This window comes from Paenibacillus xylanexedens, from assembly GCF_017874615.1.
GTDB classification, from domain to species: domain Bacteria; phylum Bacillota; class Bacilli; order Paenibacillales; family Paenibacillaceae; genus Paenibacillus; species Paenibacillus xylanexedens.
Window position 1 is genome coordinate 1 of record NZ_JAGIKV010000017.1, and the last position, 23,374, is coordinate 23,374.

The following is a 23,374-nucleotide window of genomic DNA, read 5'->3' on the forward strand; positions in this document are numbered from 1 at the left end:
CTGCTTCTGCTTCTGCTTCTGCTTCTGCTTCTGCTTCTGCTTCTGCTTCTGCTTCTGCTTCTGCTTCTGCTTCTGCTTCTGCTTCTGCTTCTGCTGGCAATTGTGCCTCACACTCTATTTCCACTCAACCCTTATTTTCACTGATCCGCACTATCGCATCCTACCAGCAACGAATTAGTTTTTATTGTTATTTCACTTCTACTTCAATCTATTTCCCCTATTTCCTAATCCCGCTTCAAACCCTTCTGTCCTCATCTGTCCCAGTTCGTCTCCCTACTTACGCGGTGACACTTCACCACGTTCTTCCCGCTCCTTCATCTCCTTGCGTACCACAACTTCGAGCTTCTGGCGATTGGCAAGCAACCCGGGATCGTTGGGCAAATAATCACGGGCTTTGGTGTTATGCATGAGTGCCTGCTCCCAGTTGCCCAGATGGGCATAACAAAGGGATAAACGGGCATGTGGCAGCCATGTACGGCAAGCCATAGGCACCGGGCGCAGACCCGGATCGCGGCTGCTCACGTCCACCGCCTGCATATACCAGTAGATCGCCGAGACGGGTTCCTGCCGTTCATGAAAACAGGCCGCAATGGCACAGCAGAAATCGGCATGTGGCAGATCATACTGGAACGACTGCAGCAATGCTCCGAGCTTACGGCCCGGCTCACCCAGTCGTTCATAACATTCCGCTAACCGCGCGCAGGCAATCAGGCGATCCTCGCGGTAACCGCTTGGCTGCTCCAGCAGCTTCGCGTACCCGCGTGCCGCCGCCGCATAACGCTGGCGGTCATAACATTCGCCTGCATAATAAAACAGTAGGCGACCTTGGGCTACGCCCTCTTCGGCGATCCATTTGCGCAGAATGCGCACGTTTCGCGCCGAATGATGTCCCGCTTCGCGGCGATGCGTGACGGCAATGTCTGCCGTAATAACCTCGCCCCGCGGGAAGCTGAGCTGCTCGTGCAGCCGGCCATGCCAGCGGCACCCGGCATCCCGCTTGACCAGGCGAAGGCGTCGGTCCGTCACAAGTGGACTTCCCTCCGCTCCCTCGGCCAGCGTGTAGTTCAAGATCACAGCTTCCGTCTTCCCCCCGGACGGAAACTGCTGCTTCAACACCTCCAGCTTCGCCCGTTCCGCGGGCAGCAGCACATCATCCGCATCCAGCCACAGGATATACTCCTGCGTGGCCTTGGCGAATGACTCATTCCGCGCTGCGGCAAAGTCTTCCTTCCATTCATATGTGTAGACATGGTTGGTATACTGCGCAGCGATGTCCATCGTGCGATCCGATGAACCGGTATCCACAATGACGATCTCGTCCGCGATGCCGGCAACCGAGTCCAGACAGCGCGCCAGCGTGCGTTCCTCGTTCTTCACAATCATGCACAGACTGATGGTGATCACGTTTTGAGCCCCTTCCTGTCGTACGCGTATTGCGAAATGTCATAACGGGTTTGTTCTTTCATTGACCAGGTACTGGTACTAAGCCACTCCAATTTTCTCTTCAAACTTACGATTAACTTGTAAACCAAGAATCAGCGCTACCAGGCTGCTTTCACACTCATTCTCCCAAATCTCAAAGTTCAATAAAGAATTCATTTCATTTTCACTGTGGCTAACGAACTGAGGTGACGCTATTTGGTGTATTTCAGCCACTTGGAAAATGTAACGAATCTGAGACCCGCTATTCTCGCGTTATAGGCATCTTTTCGTCGTTTATCGCAGCTTTTAGATTAAATAGCGTCGCTGAGATTCGTTACATTTCTCATCTCTCCAAAATCATCTAAATAAGGCGTCTGCGATTCGTTAGAATCCCCCTGCCCTTTTCCCCGTCCCCACCTTCACTGCTACCCTTCCCCGCTCTCCTGACGGCGAAGCCGTTTCACCTGCTCCACGGCACTGTCCAGTGCCTTCTTGCGCTGTTTCATTACGCGGAGATGATTTTGTTCCACCTCGGCAAAATGGACATGATCCAGCTCCATCCACTCCAGCAGTTGATCCAAAGCCGGCGACATATGCAGTTGTGTACTCGGCCGTTTGCGGGCCACGCAACATAGATATTTATGATGAACTTCGAGTTTCAAGACTTCGAAATACGGCATTAGGCACATCGCCAGGCTTCCCGCATAGAACGTTTGCTTGTGATCATAAAACGGGTGATACCCATACGGCACGGTTACAACCAGCGTCCCATTTTCTTGCAACAGCCGATAAATCTGGATCAACAACTTCTCAGGATGAGCAAAATGCTCCAGCACTTCTCCAAGCAGCACAGTATCAAAGATAGTCCTTACTTTCCATTGCGTAATATCCAGCATCCGAAAATCCACATTGTTTCGAACCGGCCGGGATTCTTTCGCAAGCTCGCCTTGGGCATACCGGATACTCTCTTCCTCCAGATCAATGCCAGTGACACGAAATCCTTCACGTGCCAGCAGAATGGACGTAATGCCCTGACTGCACCCAACATCCAGGATGCGTTTGCCTGTCGCCTCACGGCACATCCAGTGGATACGCGTTCTCGTCGCTTCATGAGAATCTTCCGAATTAATCTCGCCGTAATAGCGTTCACTCACTCGATCATGATTCGCCATAGGTTTCTCCCGTTTTCACTCGGCGCATGGGCTGACCCAGTACCACAATATTTCCCCCGTGGCATCCGGCCGTTGCATTGCGTGTATCAAAAATCAGCTTTGCATGATCCGCCATGTCCTGATAATTGAATCCCGAATGATCCGTGGTGATGATCACCAGATCAGCTCCTGTCCACAATTCCGGCACAGCAGGCCGAGACTGGAGCATCGTACCGTCATCCTTACGGAAGACAGGCACCATTGGATCGGTGAAAACCACATCTGCGCCCGCTACGCTCAGCAGCCGAAAAACGTCCAGCGCTGGTGATTCACGCAGGTCATCAATGTCTTTTTTGTAAGCCATACCCGCGAGTACAACACGAGCTCCCCGCACAGATACACCCTTCTGCTCCAGCAGCTCCGCGGCACGCTTCACTACTCTCTCTGGCATTTGCCGATTGGTTGCATCCGCCAGCTGAATGAATTGCAGCTCCGATCCATGACGGTTTGCAGCCCAGGACAGATAGATCGGATCGATTGGGATACAGTGTCCACCGATGCCGGGACCGGGATAGAATGGCATATAACCAAACGGCTTGGTTGCCGCCGCATTCAGTACTTCCCAGATGTTTACCCCCATCTGTTCACAGGCCGGGGTCAGCTCATTCACAAGTGCAATGTTGACACTGCGAAATGTATTTTCGAACAGCTTTGCCGTCTCCGCTACCGTTGTTGAACTAACCGGAACAACTTCGTTGAGGAACGAGCCGTAGAACTGTTTACCATAATTCAGACAGGCGGGTGTGGAGCCGCCAATAATCTTCGGGGTATTTTTCACACCATAATGCACACTGCCCGGATCTACCCGCTCTGGAGAATAACAAACGTAGAACTGTTCTCCAGCTCGCCAGCCGTTTGCCGCTTCAATCGGTTGTTTTACGCGTTCCTCTGTTGTGCCCGGATAGGTCGTGCTTTCCAATATAACAAGACTGCCTTCCTGTAAATACGGAGTCATGCCATCCACCGCAGCCGAGATATACGAGATATCCGGTTGATGCTCGGCAGTCAGCGGAGTGGGCACACAGATCACAATGACATTAGAATGCGCAACTGCTGCATAATCAGTGCTTGACGTGAATAACCCAGCCTGCATAAGCGACTGCACAACATCATCTTCTATACCTATGACATACGAATTCCCGGCGTTCAGCTTGGCTACCTTGGAAGTATCGATGTCAATCCCGTGGACTTGATAACCTGCCTGTGCCATCTCTACGGCCATGGGTAAACCCACATAACCTAGACCAATGACAACAGCTTTCAGGGAGCGATCATTAATATGTTGTATTAGGCTACTTTGCTTTAACTCTTCATTTCCTTCGTGCTGCTCATGCTGATGATTCTCTTCCATTCCTTCCACCTCCAAACGCTCCGCCTCCCTTCGGTGGGCGTGTCTGTAAACTCCGAACGAGTTTTGAGACACACCCTAATCGATATAGCCGCCTGCACGCAAAAACCGGGCAATCGCTGGTTTGTTCATCATGGCACTGTCCGAGCGATACTCGGAGAAGTTTACACGAAGCAGACTGCTGTACTGATCCGTCAGGCTCTTGTCCTTGTGCTCCGGCAGGATCACATAATACTGCGCATCGTATTGGTACGTGCGCGGCGCTTCAAAGGGCGAGATTAATACTTCATGCAATTTCTCGCCTGGACGTATTCCCGTCACCTTATAATCGAAGGATGGACGACCTGCCTGCTCCAACATGACGGATGCAAGTTCCGTCATCTTGCAAGCTTTCATTTTCATCACAAAAGTCTCTCCGCCCACGGCCGCCTCAGCCGCCTTAAGCAGTAGATGTATGGCTTCGGTACGTGTCAGGAAAAAACGGGTCATGCCTTTGTCCGTAATGGTCGGGCTTTTGCCCTCATCGATCTGACGACGGAACAGGGGCACGACACTGCCGCTGGTTCCAAGCACATTGCCCCCACGGATACAGACAAACCGAGTACCTTCACTCAGCCAATTGGCACGAATCATCATTTTTTCACCCAAAGCCTTTGTCATGCCATATACGTTAATCGGATCTACCGCCTTATCCGTGGACACATCGATGACTTTGGCAACCTGCATGCGTATCGCAGCCCGAATAATATTCTGGGTACCGATCACATTGGTCTTGAACGCTTCATCAGGTTGGTCCTCGCAGACCGGAACGTGCTTCAGCGCAGCCAGATGGAAGAGCACATCCACACCTCTGCATGCATCTTCCACTGCCCGATAATCCCGGATATCCCCAATGATGAATCGCAGACGCGGATCATGGTTGAACTCTCGCTGCATCGCAATCTGGGCGTATTCATTACGTGACAGAAGGCGAATCTCAGCCGGGTCCTGCTCCAGCAGCACCTCAGTCAGCTTTTGACCCCAGGAGCCCGTTCCTCCGGTGATCAGAATCGTTTGTCCTTGAATCATGGATGAATCCCTCCCTGCTCAGATCATGAATTCGCGTAGTACCTGTGCCATCTCATCCCGGCTTAGCCGGTCTTTGGGCGGTACTTTTTTGACTGAAGTATTATTGGAGTGCACGATATTAACGTAATTGCGCGGAGCCAGCAGCTCATGCGGCAGATCAATGACATTGCCATGCGTACCTCGGCCCGGCAGCTTCACCCGGTATCCTGTTGCGTATTCGGCTGTCTTATATAAGTAGACATAGAATTGCGGAGAACGGTGAAACGCTGGGGCCATCTCGTTATTCACACTGTCCCACAGATATCCGTTCTGGTTAATCAGTGCCATCGTCTGCGGCTGTGGTTGTACGTCATATAGCTGCTGTACAAAGGTCCGGTGATACAGATCATCCGAATCCAGACGGGCAATATAGAGTTGCTCCGAACCATTGGCAAACGCCAAAATGGCACGCACACTCTCGATATTGGTTCCAAAACGAATATTGGAAGGAAGCGGCTCCTGATCTGCCAGAATCTCCTGCATTAATTCCCCGGATTCCTTGGACAACTTCACCACTGTGAGGAAATCCTGATTCGTCTGCGCCTTCAGGCAATGCAATGTGAACGTGCGGAAGATGCTCATCCGACGCTCCAGCCATTCCCGCGTTAATCGCTGCGGGTCCATCCCATAATTGTTAAAGTTAATCTCAATCACAACTTTCCTGGACATAACATTCCTCCTCATGAACGCTGCAAGTTCCGTTTGTCGGATACAGACTGTTTTCATAGTTTTGATGCCGTCTTCCTACCAAGACCAACTTCTATCTATCTGATCGCTTACAAGCCACATCTCGCTTGTGAATCCAGCACTCTATAACGTATGAAACGTTGATAGAAGCGGTACCGACAGATGTACTAACTTTCATATAAATAGATTGATATACAACCAAAGATGGCGCCCTTCGGGTCGAACGTACATATCGTTACGGTAGTCGCAACATAGAATAGAACAGTTCAATTTTCAAAGGAGGCCACCCATCGAATGAATTCGATCTATCTTGAAATGGAAGGTGTGCTTGATCAGCTCGAAGCGGCACTTCTGGAACACCGACCGCTGTCTCTTGTAAGAGTCGGTGATGGCGAGAATATCGTCATGTCTCAAGAAACCGTATGGCCCACGGAACAGGTCCTTCAGGAGCGTTGGGCCAAGAAAGCCAACTTAGGGCAAAAGGGACTTCGTCTGCCCAACCCGAAACTACGGGATGAAGTTGCCGCTTCCTTGCAACGTGCCGATATCGTCGGTATTCTTCCTCGTGGTGACAGCACCATTAATGCTCCGGATTATCTCAAAAGACCCCTGACCGACATGGTATTTGCACACTTTGGCATCTCTCCTCCACTGACTTGTCACGCCTGTGTCAATCGGGAACTGGCGCAGAACCCGCGTTTCTGGCAGATGCTTGCAGACAAGCGTGTGCTACTCGTTACCCGTGAGATTGAGGCTCTGCATGTCATGCTTGAACGTGAGCCGTACAATCTGAACATTGTGACTGCCCTGCCCTTCGACAGCTATGACCAAATGGATGAAACGCTACACTGGATTCAGAATAATCAAACTACCTTCGATGTCGCTCTCTTCTCCTGTGGCGTCAATGCGGTTATCCTTGCGGAGCGAACAGCTGCACTCGCAGGCAAAGTTGCCATCGACTTTGGCAAAGCCAACAACATCATTCTGAAAGGCCGTGCCAACTGATCTTGGACAGCTCCAAACTTTAGATTCGTGAGTTGTATTGAGATGTACAGATGCTTGTACGGCAAAAACCCCCGACTTCTTGAGCCGGGGGTTTCTTGCTGAGCGCTAGTCGAAACCTATCGCTGCAATGTCTTGTATTTCTGGGATATGAAGCGAAATCTGCCGTCAACAGAAGCGATGATGAAGCACTCTGCTTATTCACATTTACGTCCTTCATAACTAGCTGGTAGCTGCAATACCGTATAACATCTCCGGTCCGGTTCTTACTGCTGTGGACACGCCCGAGATGAACGAAGTATACACACTTTCCAATGCTGGTGGTGCAGACATATCCTGGGCAGTGAACGAATGAAATTCGGCACCGCCATTCTGTCCAATCGTACCTTCAGCACGGTAGATGACATAGAAAGGATCATATAGGAATCCCCGTACTAGCTCCACAACAAAGGTATCTCCCAGTTCTCCCGTAACACCTACTGTCCCGTTCAACGTAATAATAGGATTCGCCACACCCTGGGTCTGAAGACCAATTGCGCCGAATGCTTCCGGGGATGGACCTAGAGATAAACCAGGCTGTCCTACGGTTGCCGAGTTCATCGAAGTTCTCATATCGAGAAACACGCCCATGAGTAACACCTCCAATGCTATGGGATAACATATCCTATGAATCTCACAATTCATCGGATTGGATGTATAGCAGATTCCATGAACCTATTTTTATTTGTCGACTGTTAGTGGTATATTGAACTGCATAACGAAATGAACGGATCGTATGCACACTAGCGGTACAGGCTGTTCAGAAGGAGATTACTATTCATGAATAAACGCAAACGTCCAACAGGCAAAACATCGGCATCGGCCAAGGGAAAAACATACGCAGGTTCATCTACAGCACGTTCCGGCAAGTCTAACTTCTCATCTGCAAAATCATCAGGAGCTTCCGCATCACGCAATACGGAGGAGAATAAAAAACCACTAGCTGCCAAATCCTCGGCCGCACCGAAGAAAGCTGGAGGCAACAAACCCAAAAATGCCAGCGCATCCAAACGACCAGGCAATTCCTACTATCGCAAGCAGGAACCACCACGCCAGTACAAAGTAACTGAACCGGATGAACTGTTGAACTTCCTGTTGCAGCATTTGAAATCAGGACGGAACGCAGTGAAGTCCATTCTGGGTCGTGGACAGGTATCTGTGGATCAGAAGGTTGTAACTAAGTTTAATGAAGCGCTGACGCCAGGTCAGATTGTCTACATTCGAAAAGAAGGTGCAGTCGCTGCTCCATCCTTGACGGGTATTAACATTTTGCATGAAGACGATGATATCATTGTGATCCGCAAGGAAGCCGGACTATTGTCCATTGCCGCTGACAAGACAGATGACCTGACGGCTTATCGTCAACTGACAGAGCATGTGCGCCGCACCAATCCGCTCAACCGGATCTTTGTTGTACATCGTCTGGATCGGGATACGTCAGGTGTGATGATGTTTGCCAAAAGTGAAGAGGTACAGCAGAAGCTGCAAAACAACTGGAAAGAAAATGTGCAGGACCGCGTCTATGTTGCCCTTGTTGAAGGTTCGGTAGCCAAAGAAGAAGGCACCATCTCTTCCTGGCTGAAGGAAACCAAAACGCTGAAAATGTACTCCAGCTCTCGTCCGAATGATGGACAACATGCCATTACACATTACAAACGTCTGAAGTCGAACCGCGAGTTCTCCCTGCTGGAAGTGCGTCTGGAGACAGGGCGTAAAAATCAGATTCGTGTGCATATGGAAGATCTCGGACATCCGATTGCCGGTGACAGGAAATATGGCGCACGCACAAGAGACCTTGGCCGTCTCGGACTTCATGCACGTATACTCTCGTTTATCCATCCCACGACGGATGAGTTAATGTCATTCGAAACGGATATTCCGAAGCCATTCCTGTATCCGTTCCGTGCAGAAACTCCACCTGCGAAATAACTGCATCGTTATATAGAATCGACTGATCGATTGATCATGCCTGAAAGGAGGAACGGACACTGAAAAACCTGTTGATCACCGGTTACCGGGCACATGAATTGCAGATTTTTGGACAGAAACATGAAGGTATTCCTTTTATCAAAAAAGCCATCTCCTCCCGTCTCACTCCCCTTGTCGAGGATGGTCTGGAATGGGTGCTGACCCCGGGACAGTACGGTGTGGACCTGTGGGCCTGCGAAGTGGTGATTGATCTGAAGAAGACGTATCCACATCTGAAACTGTCGATCATCACCGCCTTTCAGAACCCGGAGGAGCAATGGAAAGAAGACAAGCAGGAGTATTACCGTTCCATCCTCTCGGGTGTGGACTATTACGGTGCGATTAGCAATCAACCTTATATCGGGCCGTGGCAGTTCACTGCACGGGATGACCTGTTGCTGCGTAAAAGCGACGGTCTTCTGCTCGTCTATGACGAAGATGCTGGAGAAGGCAGTCCCCGTTTTGTGAAGGAAAAAGCCGTGAAGAAACAGCAGAACGAGGACTATACAATCATCAGTGTCACTTCGGAGGATATCCAATCAGTAGCTGAGGATGAGCGCATGAATGATATTGCAGATTTCGACGATTCTTCATTCTGAAAAAATGTAGATCATCTGAAGTCCATTCATGCATAGCTGTCATCAGAGGGGAATCGTATTTTGAATGACGTACATATGTTTTTTTTCGAGGCAGGTTGGGTATAAGTAGTATTATAACTGCGATGATATGTCGTATGGGATAAGGGGAACTGCAGCCATGACAATTACGCCAGAGCAGCGCATTCAACTGCATGGATTCAACAACCTGACCAAGTCGCTCAGCTTTAATATGTACGATATCTGTTATACCAAAACCAAAGATGAACGCGAAGCTTACATTGAATATATTGATGAACAGTATAACGCCGACCGGTTGAGTAAAATTCTGAACAACGTCTCCGATATCATCGGAGCCCACGTTCTTAATGTTGCGCAGCAGGATTACGTGCCTCAAGGTGCGAGTGTGACGATGCTTGTCTCCGAAGGTCCAATCGTGGAGATCCCCGAAGAATCACTCGATGAATCTCCCGGCCCTCTGCCCGATAACGTTGTCATGCAGCTGGATAAAAGCCATATCACTGTGCACACCTACCCTGAATTTCATCCTAGTGAAGGTATCAGTACCTTCCGTGCGGACATTGATGTCTCCACCTGTGGTGAGATCTCACCGCTTAAGGCGCTGAATTATCTGATCCACTCATTTGATACGGACATTATGACGATGGATTACAGGGTGCGTGGTTTTACGCGGGATACGAGCGGACGCAAGCTGTTCATTGACCATGAGATTGGCTCGATTCAGAATTATATTCCGGATGAGATCAAGAGCAGCTTTGACATGATTGACGTGAACGTCTATCAGGAGAATATTTTTCACACCAAATGTAAACTGAGGGAATTTGATCTCGACAATTATCTGTTTGGGTACACCAAGGATAAGCTCAGCAAAAAGGAACAACAGGAGATTACGGAGTGGCTGAAGCTGGAGATGGACGAGATCTATTACGGCAAAAATATTAATCGTCCCTCTTAAAGAGGTTGTTCAACGCTGATCCATTAGGGCAAAATCTAAGACATGATTTCATGAAGGCAGGGTTCTTCTATTCAGGAGACCTCCGGCATGTGCTTGTCTTTTTCTTTGTTTTGTTGACAGTGTGCAACTTTATTTCTTATTATAGAAGTAACTGTACAATCTACAGTGAAGGAGACTGAGCCCGTGATCGAAACGAATACGACAAGACGTAACGAATCACTGTTACAAGCGCTTACTGCACAACACAATGCCATTACCAACAACATAGCCAATGCAGACACGCCCAACTACAAAAAGAAAACGGTAGAGTTTCAGGAAGAGTTGAGACGTATCGTTGAAAATGGCAAAACAGATCAGCTCACCATGAAGCGGACTCATGACAAACACTTTCCTATCAGTGATCCCAATTCTTCCATCGTACAGTACCGAATTGTCGAGAACAACGAAACAGCCATGAACAATAACAACAATAACGTTGACATTGACAAGGAAATGGCGAATCTTTCGGAGAATCAGCTCATGTATAACTACATGGTTGATCGGGTCAGTGGACATTACAAAAAAATGAAGAATTTATTGAATGATCTGAAATAATGAATGTACAAGCAGCCCGAAACGGCTGCTTTTTTTTATGATCTTTTTCCCTGAGTGTAGCTCGTTTGGTGCCATTTTTCGGTATCCTCTCCTGTTCGTAGTATAATGGGAAGAAACGAATGATTTCATATCGTATAAAAGAGGTGCAACATGTCTCCACGTCATTTAATTGGTTTTCTAGGTTCCAAAGTCAGATTAGCGGCCCCATGCCCGGAAGATTGCATGCGTCTCTCCCGCTTCACAGACGATTATGAATATTTACGCAACATGGATACCGATATCGCGATCCCGTTAACGCCGGATGAAACAGGGTCCTCCTCTGTCCGCCGAGACAACGGATTTGAATTTGCATTACGTACACTGGAGGGTAACCGATTCATTGGTTTCACAGCCCTCTACCGAATTGAATGGAACAATCGGTCTGCTCGTCTGGCTATTGGCATCGGCGAAGAGAATGATCGGGGTAAAGGATACGGCAGTGATGCCCTTACCCTGATCCTTCGGTATGGATTCCACGAATTGAACCTGAACCGGATTGCGCTCGAAGTCATCGAATACAATGAAGCTGCTAGACGCGCGTACCTAAAAGCCGGATTCCGGGAAGAGGGTCGCCAGCGTTCTGCAGTTTTGCGGGATGGCATGCATTATGACCTGATCTCAATGAGTATTCTTGCCGAAGAATGGTCGGCGCAGTCTGGGCTTCCATTGTCATTCCAATCTACTCACACTCCTCAATCTGGGGATATGGTAGCCGGTGGTTTTTCACAACGTAATGGGAACGAACAAGCTGCGCTGTCCCTGTCGGAATTAAGTTCTGTTCCAAAAGGTGAATCTGAAATTTCACCTCGCATCGGCGTAGGTGCGGTCATCCTGAATGAACGGGGCGAAGTGCTTCTCGCTTGGCGGAATCGTCAGCCTGAGCAGCACACTTGGAGTATTCCCGGCGGGAAAGTAGATCCCTATGAATCATTGGAAACTGCCGTCATCCGTGAAATCAAGGAGGAAGTGAATCTGGATATCGCTATCGACAGTCTGCTCTGCACGGCGGAGACGATCCAGCCACAACAGAAGGAACATTGGATATCCGTGCTCTATTCCACCAAGGTGATTGGCGGTCATGCTCGTAATCTGGAAGAAGGCGGAGCCATCGGTGAGATCGGCTGGTTCCCATTGAATGATCTGCCCTCTCCACTCGCCTGCTTTGCGGTACCGGGGCTGGAAGCTGTGAAGAAGATGTATAACCAGAATTAAGCTTGGAGGTGCTTGCAAGTGTTGGAGATTCCTCTTCCTCGACCTGTACCCTTCATTCTGCATGAATCGAGTTCTCAATTCGATTGGAAAGGCAGCGGCTCGCTATCACTGAAAACATTCCGTAACGGAAAAACGCTCTATGAAGCGGGACGCGGTCACTTCGCAGTCAATAATGAGAACTATCTGCTTCTGAATGAGGGCCAGGAATATAGTCTTCACATTGATTCACCTACTCCAGTTGAATCCTTCTGTATCTTCTTCCCTCCCGGTTATGTGGAAGAGATCGGTCGGAATCTAATTACCAGTGATCTTCGGCTACTTGATGAGCCGTATAGTTATTCACCCTCAAGCAAGATGGAATGGGTAGAACGTACATACGCGATGGATAATCGGCTTGGCGCAGCCCTGAATCATTTGCGTAATTTCTACAGTCAAGACAGGCTGGATTCCTGGGCAATAGCGGAGCAGCTTCATCAGCTTGCTGTTCACATGCTGGATCTACACCGTAACGTTCAGCAAGAGATCAACGAACTGGATATGATCAGACGTTCAACCCGAGAAGAGTTGTACCGAAGAGTCTATATCGGGCATGAGTATATCTCCGCCTATTATGATCAGCCGTTAACGCTAGAACAGACAGCATCGGCTGCACAACTATCCGTGAATCATTTTCTACGCAGTTATAAAAAGTTGTTTGGTACTTCACCCCATCGTTATCTGACTGAATGTAGACTATTGGCTGCGAAGCGGCTTTTGCTATATTCGGACAGGTCTGTCACCACTATCTGTTATGAAGTGGGCTTCGAAAGCCTCGGTTCGTTCAGTTCATTATTCACTAGACGCTTCCATAGCTCTCCTTCCCAGCTGCGGGCAAAAAGGTGATTATGAAGAAGAACCTCTGAAGAGGAACATCTATAATTACATTATCTCATCAGATGGAGGTATTCCTTTATGAATCATGCAGAACAGATTAATCAATTATTTCAGGCTGCACAGTCTGGAGATTTGGCCAACCTGCAATTATTGCTCGCTTCTCACCCGGAACTCACCAATACTGAAAATCAGGATGGGTTAACCCCGCTGGGATATGCCTCTCATTATGGACAAGCAGGAGCAGTTCGTCTTCTTCTGGAGCATGGAGCGGATATTAACGCCCTTTCTCATTCCAAGATTTCCTTTATCCCTTCCAATACTGCACTGCATGCCGCACTTGCCGGAGAACGTTCGTCAGAAGTTATCCAACTTTTACTCGAATATGGGGCATCCACAAGTATTCTGGACAGCGATGGACAATATGCGTTGCACTCCGCAGCATTTCATACGGATCAGATCGAACTTATCGAGATGTTACTTCAGCATGGAGCTGATCCAAACGTGCTAAATTCAGCGGGCCAGACCGCACTGGATATTTCACTTGAACGTGGTAACACGTCTACAGCTTCATGTCTGCGAGCAGCAGTTACAGCGCATCAGCAATAATGATTAGATAACGTGAGTAATACGCGAATAACCGTCAGGACTCTTTTTGGAGTACAAAGAGAAGGTCTGACGGTTATTTGTTGTCCTCTACGTTCTCGTATACATACGTAGTTCAACTATTATAGAAATCAGGTACATACATATTTTTCTAAGAAAATAAGAACCGTTTGACGCCTTACACGGTCTAATATTCAACATATCCATGAAAGGAGGAGCCATGTGACCCCTATTCAGCTCACCATCGCCGCACAAAAAGGGGATGCCGAGGCTTTTGCAGCCTTAATGGAATTACATCAGAGCCAACTGTACCGTATCGCCTATGCCTACCTGCATAACGAAGGTGATGCGCTCGAAGCGATTCAGGAATCAACGTTCAGGGCATTCCGTAAACTCAAAAAATTAAAAGAACCATCCTACTTCGGCACTTGGCTCATCCGCATTCTGCTCAACTACTGTGCGGACGAACGCAAACGCAAAAGTCGGTTCAGTCCCGTCACCGAGATTCATGAATCCAGCAGCTGGGATCGTCCTGCGGACCCCGATCTTGCCGCCGCTGTATCCACCCTTGACCGGGATTGCAAACAGATTATTATTCTGAGTTATTTCGAAGGTTTCTCCTTAACTGAAGTTGCCGATATTCTCGAAATCCCGACCGGAACCGTAAAATCCCGATTACATCGGGCACTCGGACAGCTCCGTGATCAACTTGAAACGAAGGGAGATGTATCCTCATGACGGATGAACAAAACTCATTCGACACATTGGAAGAACGTCTGAATGCTCGAAAGACGGAGTACGAAACAATGCCTGTGCCCGATTCCGCCGCCTATCAGGCTGTGCAGTCCGGAATCCGCCAGGCTGCCCGTAAGCGAAAGTCCCGGCTGCGCTGGTACATGAGTTCAATCTCGGCAGCGGCCCTCATCCTGCTGTTTACCGGATGTATCCGTGTCTCTCCCGCTTTTGCATCCTTCGTGGAGCAATTGCCCGGAATGGAAGGCATTGTGAGCATGATTCGCCAGGACAAAGGATTAATGATGGCGATTGATCAGTCCCTCTTACAGAAGGTCGGTGTCACCGACGAGCATGATGGTACTTCCTTGACCGTTGAAGGCATTATCACAGACGAGTCACGTATGGTCATTTTTTACACGATGAAAGGCATGAAAGATCCCGAGAAATTCAACTATGACATTGATCTGCTCGATGAGAACGGTAAAGATCTTCCAGTTGCGTTTACTCACGCTTATCCAACACCTTCACCAGACGAGAATGTGAATGAGAATATGATAGACGTGATCTTCACGGATGGAACCTCTCCTCCTGAAGAGCTGAGCGTCGTGTTTAAGGCCAGAGATACAACGCATGCAGAAAAGTGGAAAATAACGTTCCCGGTAGACAAGAATCTTACCAAAGGCATGAAAAAGGTCATTCCTGTGAATCAGACGTTAACGGTGGATGGACAGCGTATTGATGTGAAACAGGCTACTATGTATCCAACACGTCTTGTGCTTGATGTGAATTTTGATCCTAAAAATACCAAGAAGGTATTTGGCCTCAGCGATCTTCAACTGGTTGATGAGCAAGGCCGCGCGTGGAGAACAGATACCTCAACCGGTGAGGATGAACGTTCCATTTACTTCGAAAGCATGTACTTCTCCATACCGAAAAAGCTGACGTTACAGGGATCTGGCTTCTCCGGATTGGATAAAGATGAGTTGGATCTTACCCTTGATCTGAAGTCACACCGGATTACAGGTGGACCACCTGGATTGAAGATGGTAGGCAGCAAGGTCGAAGGCAAAGATCTAATTATTGACTTCTCCGTTGCTGGCAGGATGGACGGTGGGTTCGTTCTAACTTTCAGGAAAGTTACAGACAGTACAGGGAAGTCATATGAAGTCCCTGGCTCCAGTTGGAGTAGTGGAGAGGGAACGGATGACAGTCATACGATTGTTTCTTCTACTATTGGAAATGGAGCCAAGTTAAAAGGTGAAGTGAAGATGAACATCTCCACCTATCCGATGAAAATCAAGTCACCATTCTCATTGGAGATTCCTGTGAATCCTTAATCTAAACTCAACAAGCTTTCAATAATCGGATTAATCTATATAATGGAAATATTCATGAAGATGAGCAATGTTCACAGGAAAGGGTGTTTCCACAATGAATAATCGTTCTATCCGTTATCCGCAACCCCTCGCGCAAGGGGACATGATCGGTGTGGCAGCCCCCTCCAGCGGTGTAGGCGAATCCCTGTACCATTATCTTGAGGAGAGCAAACGTAATATGGAGCGCCTTGGTTTTGACGTGCTGGAAAGCCCATCGCTCCGCCACAATATCAAATGTGTGAGTGCCTCCAAAGAGGAACGCGCCGAAGAGATGAATGAGTTTTTCCGCAATCCAAATATTCAAGCCATTATCCCTCCATGGGGCGGGGAATTTCTGATGGATATCCTCCCCCTGTTGGATTGGGAAGCTTTGAAAACATTACCGCCCAAATGGGTCATGGGATATTCGGATATCAGTACGTTCCTCTTCGCCTATACCCTGATCACCGGAACAGCATCAGCACATGGCACCAACTATGTTGATCTAAGATCAAACGCCCTCGATCCCGTGACTGCGCGCTGGATTGATGTGTTACAGACCAAATACGGCGGACAGATCACACAATCGTCTTCCACACATTATCAATCGGCATGGAAACCGGAATCTCCTGGATTTAACCTGGATACACCTTCGCGCTGGAAACAGCTCGGCCACTCGGAAGATGCAGACACCGCTGTGTCGTTCTCCGGTCGGCTGATCGGTGGCTGTATGGATACGATCTCCAGTCTGATTGGTACGCCGTATGCACCCGTCCAATCGTATTTGGATCAGTACTGTGCAGACGAAGGAACGATCTGGTATCTGGAAAGCTGTGAGATGAATGCGGGGGATATCTACCGTCATCTGTGGCAGATGAAACAGGCTGGCTGGTTTGCAGGTGTGAAAGGCTTCATGTTCGGTCGACCTGCGGGTTATTCCGATACAGCGGATTTTAATTTCACCGATGCCCTATCCTCTGCACTTGGGGATTTGGATGTCCCTGTACTGTACGATGTGGATCTCGGCCATGTTCCACCCCAGCTCACCTTTGTGAATGGAGCATTGGGCAAAGTCGCCTATGAAAACGGACGCGGGAGCCTTGAGATGGCGTTTGTGTAATCACCTTTTATAGGCAGATGCATACCTTGAAGTAAGAACTTATTTTGAGGAAGGGTTGTGCATCATGTCTGAATCCACATCCACGCCATCCACGCGTGTCGTGTATCAAGCCAATCAACCGACGCTTCAATCCGTGCAAAGTGTGCGGAATATGCTTCATCATACAGCCCGGCAGCATGTAGGCAAGAAGGTACAAGTCCAGAATATCGATGGGCAAGTGTGGGAAGGTGTCATCATCAGTGCAGACCGGGGGATTTTGTATCTCCAGGTTACCCCGATGCATGGATATCCTGAACCGCGCGCTTTGTTTGGACCAACGATTTTGCCGCTTGTGCTGTATGAATTGTTGGTTATCACACTGTTGATGTAGTGGTATTGTACTGCTATATCCGAACCTGTTCCAAGAAGCTTCGCTCCTGAGATCTTCAAGTCTTGGGAACGAAGCTTTTTTTTATCGTCTTGGCGATGGTGCGGTATGATTCCTTGCGAGCGTGTGAAATATGATACAATGGTGTCGCACCATCCCATATCTCATATGAAACGGAGCTTGATCCGGTTGGATTACATACGTCATGATTCATCACCCGTATCACAAGCGGATACGGGTATGATTGGCAGCAACCCTACTGAACAATCCCGCGTGATTGCAATCTGTCTGCTCGCAGGCAAAATCATGCTGCAAAGCGGTGGTGAAACCTACCGTGTGGAAGATACAATGAAACGTATGGCGGCTGCGCTAGGTTTACCCCATTCGCACAGTTACGTTGTTCCGACAGGCATCTTCTTCTCTGTTGATGCAACCGAACCTGCCAAGCTGATTCGTATCTCCGAACGTACGACGGATCTGGACAAGGTGTCTGAGGTGAATGCGGTCTCCCGCCGCATCGGACAAGGTGAGCTATCCGCTCAGGAAGCCCATGATCTGTTGGTACAGATCGAAGGCAAGCCCTCCTCCTATTCAACGGCTGTGCAGCTTACGGCCGCAGCGTTATCCAGTGGTTGTTTTACCATTATGTTTGGCGGGGGCTGGAGCGACTTTCTTCCAGCGCTGATCTGCGGGGGAATAGGTTATGCAGCCGTTATTGCCTTTCACCGGTTGGTGCGGGTCAAATTCTTTGCCGAGCTTACGGCATCCTTCGTTATTGGCTTACTCGCTTTTCTCCTGATCTATATGGGAGTAGGTCATGAACGGGACAAAATCATCATTGGTTCGGTTATGCCGCTGGTTCCGGGGCTGCTGATTACCAATGCTGTACGCGACCTGATGGCCGGACATCTCGTATCCGGATTATCCAAGGGAGCCGAGGCATTTCTGACTGCTTTTGCTATAGGTACAGGCATTGCAGTTGTATTTTCACTTTTTATGTAAGACGGAGGAATGCAGGATATGCTCCATTTTATTGAACAAGCCTTGACCAGTTTTGTCGCCTCAGCCGCGTTTGGGATCATCTTCAACGCACCACGGCGCATGCTGCTCCACGGTGGATTTGTCGGCATGATCGGCTGGATTATCTATATCGTGCTTGAATATGCAGCGGATGCGGTTCCTGCTACACTTGCAGCGACCATAGCCGTAGGTGTGATCAGCCAGCTATTCTCTCGCATGTTTCGCGCACCCGTTATCATCTTTAGCGTCGCAGGCATCATCCCTCTGGTTCCTGGTGGACTGGCGTATAATGCGATGCGAAGTTTTGTGCAAAATGACTACAGTGCCGCTATGGAGATGGCCGCCAAGGCACTCATGTTATCCGGCGCTATTGCCGTAGGCCTGGTGTTATCCGAGGTATTAAACCAGATGATACGCCGAATTCCCACCTCACTGCGGACAAAATCATCATCGAAATGATTATTCTTTTCACATATTCAGCATACGTAAGGCCCGTTGGCATACAGGATAAAATCTTGTATGCCAACGGGCCTTACGTATCGCTTTTTATAGAGCACTATAGTGCAGTGAGACAATCAAAGAAGTCTATTTACTTCACAAACGTATTTTTCACACGTACCGACCTTAGGAAATACGGGATAAAGATACAACATGTCAGAAGCGATCGGATTGTTAAGTTAAATGCTGATGTTGGATCGAGCACATGTTGCTCTCTCGGAATCTCAATTCGTGCGATCATGATCCATGTCATGACTCCAATCAATACATTTGCAATGTAAAGAATAATCATCATGCGCGGAAATTGCCTTTTTTTCTTATACAAGAATACGAGATTCACGATAACAATTGTTAGTAAAATGACGCTGCTTATGACCCCGAACCAAAGGAGCGGGCGTATCCCTTCAGTATAAAGTTCCGGATCAACACCACGGACACCCTCCCATCTTACCGGATCCATAATGACATTTACCTGCGACATATCCGCGATCAGAAGCACCAGTGAGACCCATAGGCCAATCTGAATTAAAATAAGCCATCCGCCCAATCCGGAAATGCCAGGCCGTTCCGGTCTGATACCACTTTTAGGCTGCAGCGAGCTTGTATCCAGTTCCGAGTTCCTATATTTATAGTTCATTTCATCCTCCTTTTACGATAGATAAGACACATATTATACATTAGAAGCTATATTCTGTGTTATCCAAGAGAAGGAAAGAACCGTCTGGACTATGGTCTCTCTCTTGCATTCTATTGGGTAGCACTTCTCATAACTGTTGCAAACAACTCCGCTGCAACACCACTTCCCGACTTCATATAATGTTCGGCATCCGTATGATCAAATCCCATCCAAACCGCCGCAGTCCAGTTACTCGTATAGCCCACAAACCACAGATCCCGATTGGCCTCTCTACTCACACCAGGTATTGCAGCCTGTGTTGTTCCCGTTTTCCCTGCTACCTTGTGCTGACCTAACTGTGCACGGCTTCCTGTTCCCTGACTGACTACATTTTGCAGCATTCTGGTCATGGCATTCGCCGTGCTAGAGGAGATTACCTGCTTGTTTTCCGACTTATGAGCATATATTGTTCGTCCACGGGAATCTGTAATCTTGCGTATCAGATGGGCTGTATTCAATTTGCCATGATTCGCAAACACCGTGTAGGCCTGGGCCATCTTCATTGGCGATACCCCCTGATGCACACCGCCCAAGGCAATTGAGAGGTTTAGATCTTCTTTCCCCAGTTCAATACCGAGCCGTGCCGCAAATTGATGTGCATACTTCAGTCCGGTCTCATGAAGCAGCCATACGGCTGGGGCATTGATAGACTTTTGCAAGGCTTGGGACATGGCAATTGAACCACTGTAACGCCCACCGAGATTGGAAGGCTGATAGCTGCCATATTGCATGCGTTTATCCGGTAGTATACTCTCTGGCTTGAACTTCCCCGACTCCAACGCAGGACCATATGCAATAATCGGTTTAAAAGAAGAGCCTGGCTGCCGTGCATCCATAATCGCCCGGTTGATGCCCCCTTTTAAAGGATTACGTCCACCCATCATCGCTTTCACTTCACCGTTGTGCTGGTCGATAATAACCATACTTGCCTGGACCTGCTCGTCTTGGCGATCATCGGGGAATCGGGTAGCGTCTGCAAATGTTTCTGCCATCGCCAGTTGTGCCTGTTCGTCTAGCCCAGTTTGAATAACCCAACCTGCCGATTGAGTCTCTGCTTCACTTTTACCTGTGAGCCGAGAAGCCTCCTGAATCACAGCATCCACGGCAGATACATATGCGGGCTCGCTCAAGCCCGGTGTAGTTGTTGCATTCAATACGGTTTCAGGCGGCGTGTAATCGACGCCACGGGCTTGGAGCATTTGCTTTCGTGTAATGAGTCCCTGTTCATGCATTAGTCCAAGGATAACGGCACGTCTTTGTTTGGAAAGTTCAGGATGATCTACTGGATTGTATATGGATGGACCTTTGGGCATTCCAGCTAATGTAGCAATCTGCCATAGTTTCAATTGGTGCATATCCTTCATTCCGAAATACCGCCAGGCTGCAGCTTTTACACCATACTCCTGGCGTCCCATGTAGATCTGATTCAGATACATTTCCAGAATTTCATCCTTGCTATACTTCTTCTCCAGGGCCATCGCAATCGATATCTCATTCATCTTTCGACTCAACGTTTTATCCCCATTCAAATACAGATTTCTTGCCAGTTGCTGCGTAATGGAGCTTCCTCCCTGACTCAGATTCATATGTAAGATGTCTTGCATAATGGCTCTGCCAAGTCCGATGAAATCCAGTCCATCATGGTTGTAGAAACGTCGATCTTCTGTAGCCAAAAAAGCCATCTTTAATAAATCTGGCATAGCGTTCAGTTCAGCATATTCGGAATACCCTTTGGTCTGCGTATGCAACCTCGAAATTTCGGTCCCCTCTGCATTCGTAATAATGGTTGAAGAGGCCACCTGCATGGCCTCTGGACGATTGCGAAGCATTCCTTCGCCATAAGTAATTAGATAGAGATAGAAAAGGGTCAATATCAAAACTACAACCACTGCAACATCAAAAACGTAATACATCCATCGCTTGCTCCCGTGTTTCAACATTCAGGCTCCTTGTGTACCCGTTCAATTGAAACTTCGTGTTCCTGTCTATCTCGTTGTGTAATCTCCAGAGCATGATGAAGCAGCAATGTCTGTTCATACGCCAACTTGACCCAATGCTGAACTTCCACCTCGTCCTGGCACCGCCCTTGGATAATCTCATCCAGAGAAGATTGAATACCGTAGAGAGTAAGTTTTATCGGTAGGCCAACCTGTATAGAAATAGTTTGAGTATTCTCCTTGTCTTCTTCATTATGTTGCTGAAGGCCGGGTTGCTCATGCTGAATAGACGCTCCCTCTGCCTCTCTGCTCTCATGTTTCGGTTCTGATCTGCTCAGTCCTTCCTCATGCTGGAGAATAGCAATCCTATTCAGATTTGCAGCAATTTGTCGTAGTTCACCACCACTTAGAACATCAATTCTTCCAGGATTGTGGCCCAATGCAAGTTCGGCTGTTCCGCGTGCAAGTTGACTGAGATCTTCCGCAATCTTCTGGGATCGAATCCAGAAAAAGATAGCAAACACGGCTCCTCCAATGAAGATAAAGAGCGGCTTTGTTCCGATATGGTTGATTCCCCAGTTCATCATACGCGTTATCCATGCTGCATCTGGAAGGATGTGATTGTGGGCAAACCGTAGCACGTGATAAACGACAAAAAGGAGCGCTGCGCTCAGTAACGCGCTTGCTCCTCCAATGTATATGTATCTTAGTCTTACTGTACTAAATTGAGACTTCATATTCGGTATCCTCCTCTATACAATAATATGGTAATAGAGGTAGAATACCGAATATTTCTTAATGAGATAGTGGCTAACTTCTTACCAAATTCTTAATTTTTATTCCTCTGAGTAATTACTTGGTGAAGCAGCGGTTACAGGGAAACGGGTAACAAAATCCGTTCTGCCATTTTCACTGTAAGCAACGATACTTCCTCGATGTAATTCAATCATCGATTTGGCAATCGCCAGGCCGAGACCGGTACCTCCCGTATCGCGGGAACGGGATTTATCTACCCGATAGAATCGATCAAATAGATGTGGCAGATCTTGTGCCGGAATCGGATCACCATAATTACTGATGCGGACTACAGCCTCTTTACCTTCAAGGGCCAGCCCAATCTCCATTAGTTTACCTTGCGAACCATACCGAATGGCATTGCTGAACAGATTCTCATATGCTCTTACAAGCTCCCCCGGAGCAGCCTGTATCCATAGTGGGTCTTGCCCGCCGATGATCTTGTAGGTCATGCCAGCATCCTCCAGCATGGGAGCAAACTCTTCAGCCAGCTGCATCAGAAACGAATTCAGGTTCAACGCTTGCAGAGATAACGGAAGGCTCCCGCCACTCACACGCGTATATTCGAACAAGTCATCGATTAACTTACGAAGGGTCAAGGATTTCTCATAGGCAATGCTAACGTAATAGCGCATCTCAATCTCATCCTGGTAGCGATCCTTCTCGATGTACTCCAGAAATCCCAGAATAGAAGTGAGTGGTGTTCTCAGATCATGTGATATCCCCGTAATCAGATCGTTTTTGGCAGCAACTGCATTACGCTCTTCCTGAAGCGATAACTGCAATTGTTCAGCCATCTGATTAATGCTTGCAGCAACCACTCCGAATTCATCCGAGGTTTTCACTTCGATACGATGGGATAACTCTCCTTTGGCAACCTCCTGAATCCCCGCCGTAATTTCATCCAGGACCCGCATCACCTTGCGTGAGAACAGGAAAAAAAACAGCACAAAACCAAGCACGCCTACCACAATCATCAAAGGCACCGAACCGATATTATTCACCAACCACCTGATCCCTTGGGCTGGAATGGAATAATCCGGATACGCCTGAGCTTCCAGGATGGTCTGCCCCACCTTACTACCCCCGTACAAAATAACTGCAGTTAATATACCGCTCAGCAGAAATGCATAGATAAATTTCCATCGGACTGTATTAATCAACTTTGAATTCATAGTAGGAACTCCCTGAATG

At 48.3% G+C, this 23,374-nt stretch carries 24 protein-coding genes and 1 pseudogene; 15 read left to right on the top strand and 10 right to left on the bottom strand.

What is annotated here, in order from left to right:
• Window positions 1-273 precede the first annotated feature (273 nt).
• From J2Z28_RS20385 to J2Z28_RS20405, 5 genes are all read right to left on the bottom strand, one after another.
• Window positions 274-1,404, bottom strand: a complete 1,131-nt coding sequence (locus J2Z28_RS20385) for a glycosyltransferase (RefSeq protein WP_211084070.1) — start codon at window positions 1,402-1,404, stop codon at window positions 274-276.
• A gap of 443 nt (window positions 1,405-1,847) precedes the next feature.
• Window positions 1,848-2,594 (bottom strand): class I SAM-dependent methyltransferase, encoded by a 747-nt coding sequence (locus J2Z28_RS20390; RefSeq protein ID WP_211084071.1) that lies wholly within the window; start codon window positions 2,592-2,594, stop codon window positions 1,848-1,850.
• Window positions 2,581-3,993 (bottom strand): nucleotide sugar dehydrogenase, encoded by a 1,413-nt coding sequence (locus J2Z28_RS20395; RefSeq protein ID WP_342357531.1) that lies wholly within the window; start codon window positions 3,991-3,993, stop codon window positions 2,581-2,583. The genes J2Z28_RS20390 and J2Z28_RS20395 overlap by 14 nt, the downstream gene beginning before the upstream one ends.
• Window positions 3,994-4,059: 66 nt before the next feature.
• Window positions 4,060-5,049 (bottom strand): SDR family NAD(P)-dependent oxidoreductase, encoded by a 990-nt coding sequence (locus J2Z28_RS20400; protein WP_211084072.1) that lies wholly within the window; start codon window positions 5,047-5,049, stop codon window positions 4,060-4,062.
• An 18-nt stretch (window positions 5,050-5,067) separates the two neighbouring features.
• Window positions 5,068-5,757 (bottom strand): glycosyltransferase, encoded by a 690-nt coding sequence (locus J2Z28_RS20405; RefSeq protein ID WP_211084073.1) that lies wholly within the window; start codon window positions 5,755-5,757, stop codon window positions 5,068-5,070.
• Between the two features lie 312 nt (window positions 5,758-6,069).
• Between J2Z28_RS20405 and J2Z28_RS20410 the strand changes: the two genes are divergently transcribed.
• Window positions 6,070-6,780 (top strand): GT-D fold domain-containing glycosyltransferase, encoded by a 711-nt coding sequence (locus J2Z28_RS20410; protein WP_211084074.1) that lies wholly within the window; start codon window positions 6,070-6,072, stop codon window positions 6,778-6,780.
• Between the two features lie 219 nt (window positions 6,781-6,999).
• On the opposite strand, the gene J2Z28_RS20415 is transcribed toward J2Z28_RS20410, so the two are convergent.
• Window positions 7,000-7,407: a hypothetical protein gene (locus J2Z28_RS20415; RefSeq protein ID WP_211084075.1), complete on the bottom strand. Its 408-nt coding sequence runs from the start codon at window positions 7,405-7,407 to the stop codon at window positions 7,000-7,002.
• Between the two features lie 189 nt (window positions 7,408-7,596).
• Between J2Z28_RS20415 and J2Z28_RS20420 the strand changes: the two genes are divergently transcribed.
• The 14 genes and pseudogenes from J2Z28_RS20420 (at window position 7,597) to J2Z28_RS20485 (ending at window position 18,733) form a co-directional block, all read left to right on the top strand.
• Window positions 7,597-8,745, top strand: a complete 1,149-nt coding sequence (locus J2Z28_RS20420; RefSeq protein ID WP_211084076.1) for an RluA family pseudouridine synthase — start codon at window positions 7,597-7,599, stop codon at window positions 8,743-8,745.
• Between the two features lie 59 nt (window positions 8,746-8,804).
• A complete protein-coding gene (locus J2Z28_RS20425) occupies window positions 8,805-9,383 on the top strand; it encodes an SLOG family protein (protein WP_026081201.1) in 579 nt (192 codons plus the stop codon).
• 157 nt (window positions 9,384-9,540) lie between these two features.
• On the top strand, window positions 9,541-10,356 hold the full coding sequence (speD, locus tag J2Z28_RS20430) for an adenosylmethionine decarboxylase (RefSeq protein WP_017689918.1): 816 nt from the start codon (window positions 9,541-9,543) through the stop codon (window positions 10,354-10,356).
• A gap of 183 nt (window positions 10,357-10,539) precedes the next feature.
• Window positions 10,540-10,950: a flagellar basal body rod protein FlgB gene (flgB, locus tag J2Z28_RS20435; RefSeq protein WP_017689919.1), complete on the top strand. Its 411-nt coding sequence runs from the start codon at window positions 10,540-10,542 to the stop codon at window positions 10,948-10,950.
• A gap of 150 nt (window positions 10,951-11,100) precedes the next feature.
• Window positions 11,101-11,589, top strand: a pseudogene (locus J2Z28_RS20440) (GNAT family N-acetyltransferase); the annotation flags it as partial.
• Window positions 11,590-11,799: 210 nt separating this feature from the next.
• Window positions 11,800-12,201: an NUDIX domain-containing protein gene (locus tag J2Z28_RS20445; RefSeq protein WP_342357532.1), complete on the top strand. Its 402-nt coding sequence runs from the start codon at window positions 11,800-11,802 to the stop codon at window positions 12,199-12,201.
• A gap of 18 nt (window positions 12,202-12,219) precedes the next feature.
• A complete protein-coding gene (locus J2Z28_RS20450) occupies window positions 12,220-13,083 on the top strand; it encodes a helix-turn-helix transcriptional regulator (protein WP_211084077.1) in 864 nt (287 codons plus the stop codon).
• 69 nt (window positions 13,084-13,152) lie between these two features.
• A complete protein-coding gene (locus J2Z28_RS20455; RefSeq protein ID WP_211084078.1) occupies window positions 13,153-13,680 on the top strand; it encodes an ankyrin repeat domain-containing protein in 528 nt (175 codons plus the stop codon).
• 219 nt (window positions 13,681-13,899) lie between these two features.
• Window positions 13,900-14,415, top strand: coding sequence for a sigma-70 family RNA polymerase sigma factor (locus J2Z28_RS20460; RefSeq protein ID WP_036669291.1), 516 nt, complete (start codon window positions 13,900-13,902; stop codon window positions 14,413-14,415).
• Window positions 14,412-15,749, top strand: coding sequence for a DUF4179 domain-containing protein (locus J2Z28_RS20465; protein WP_211084079.1), 1,338 nt, complete (start codon window positions 14,412-14,414; stop codon window positions 15,747-15,749). Before J2Z28_RS20460 ends, J2Z28_RS20465 begins: the two co-directional genes overlap by 4 nt.
• Window positions 15,750-15,843: 94 nt before the next feature.
• Window positions 15,844-16,887, top strand: a complete 1,044-nt coding sequence (locus J2Z28_RS20470) for a S66 family peptidase (RefSeq protein ID WP_211084080.1) — start codon at window positions 15,844-15,846, stop codon at window positions 16,885-16,887.
• 64 nt (window positions 16,888-16,951) lie between these two features.
• On the top strand, window positions 16,952-17,257 hold the full coding sequence (locus tag J2Z28_RS20475) for an acetyl-CoA acetyltransferase (protein WP_211084081.1): 306 nt from the start codon (window positions 16,952-16,954) through the stop codon (window positions 17,255-17,257).
• Window positions 17,258-17,494: 237 nt separating this feature from the next.
• Window positions 17,495-18,256, top strand: a complete 762-nt coding sequence (locus J2Z28_RS20480; RefSeq protein ID WP_036611092.1) for a threonine/serine exporter family protein — start codon at window positions 17,495-17,497, stop codon at window positions 18,254-18,256.
• An 18-nt stretch (window positions 18,257-18,274) separates the two neighbouring features.
• Window positions 18,275-18,733 (top strand): threonine/serine exporter family protein, encoded by a 459-nt coding sequence (locus tag J2Z28_RS20485; protein ID WP_211084082.1) that lies wholly within the window; start codon window positions 18,275-18,277, stop codon window positions 18,731-18,733.
• 130 nt (window positions 18,734-18,863) lie between these two features.
• On the opposite strand, the gene J2Z28_RS20490 is transcribed toward J2Z28_RS20485, so the two are convergent.
• The 4 genes from J2Z28_RS20490 to J2Z28_RS20505 all read right to left on the bottom strand — a co-directional run bounded on the left by J2Z28_RS20490 (window position 18,864) and on the right by J2Z28_RS20505 (window position 23,355).
• Window positions 18,864-19,409, bottom strand: a complete 546-nt coding sequence (locus tag J2Z28_RS20490) for a DUF2569 domain-containing protein (protein ID WP_211084083.1) — start codon at window positions 19,407-19,409, stop codon at window positions 18,864-18,866.
• Between the two features lie 110 nt (window positions 19,410-19,519).
• Window positions 19,520-21,361: a transglycosylase domain-containing protein gene (locus tag J2Z28_RS20495; protein WP_244988437.1), complete on the bottom strand. Its 1,842-nt coding sequence runs from the start codon at window positions 21,359-21,361 to the stop codon at window positions 19,520-19,522.
• A 20-nt stretch (window positions 21,362-21,381) separates the two neighbouring features.
• Window positions 21,382-22,122 (bottom strand): HAMP domain-containing protein, encoded by a 741-nt coding sequence (locus tag J2Z28_RS20500; RefSeq protein ID WP_211084085.1) that lies wholly within the window; start codon window positions 22,120-22,122, stop codon window positions 21,382-21,384.
• A 99-nt stretch (window positions 22,123-22,221) separates the two neighbouring features.
• Entirely contained in the window at window positions 22,222-23,355 is a 1,134-nt protein-coding gene (locus J2Z28_RS20505; protein WP_211084086.1) for a sensor histidine kinase, read from the bottom strand.
• Between the last annotated feature and the right edge of the window lie 19 nt (window positions 23,356-23,374).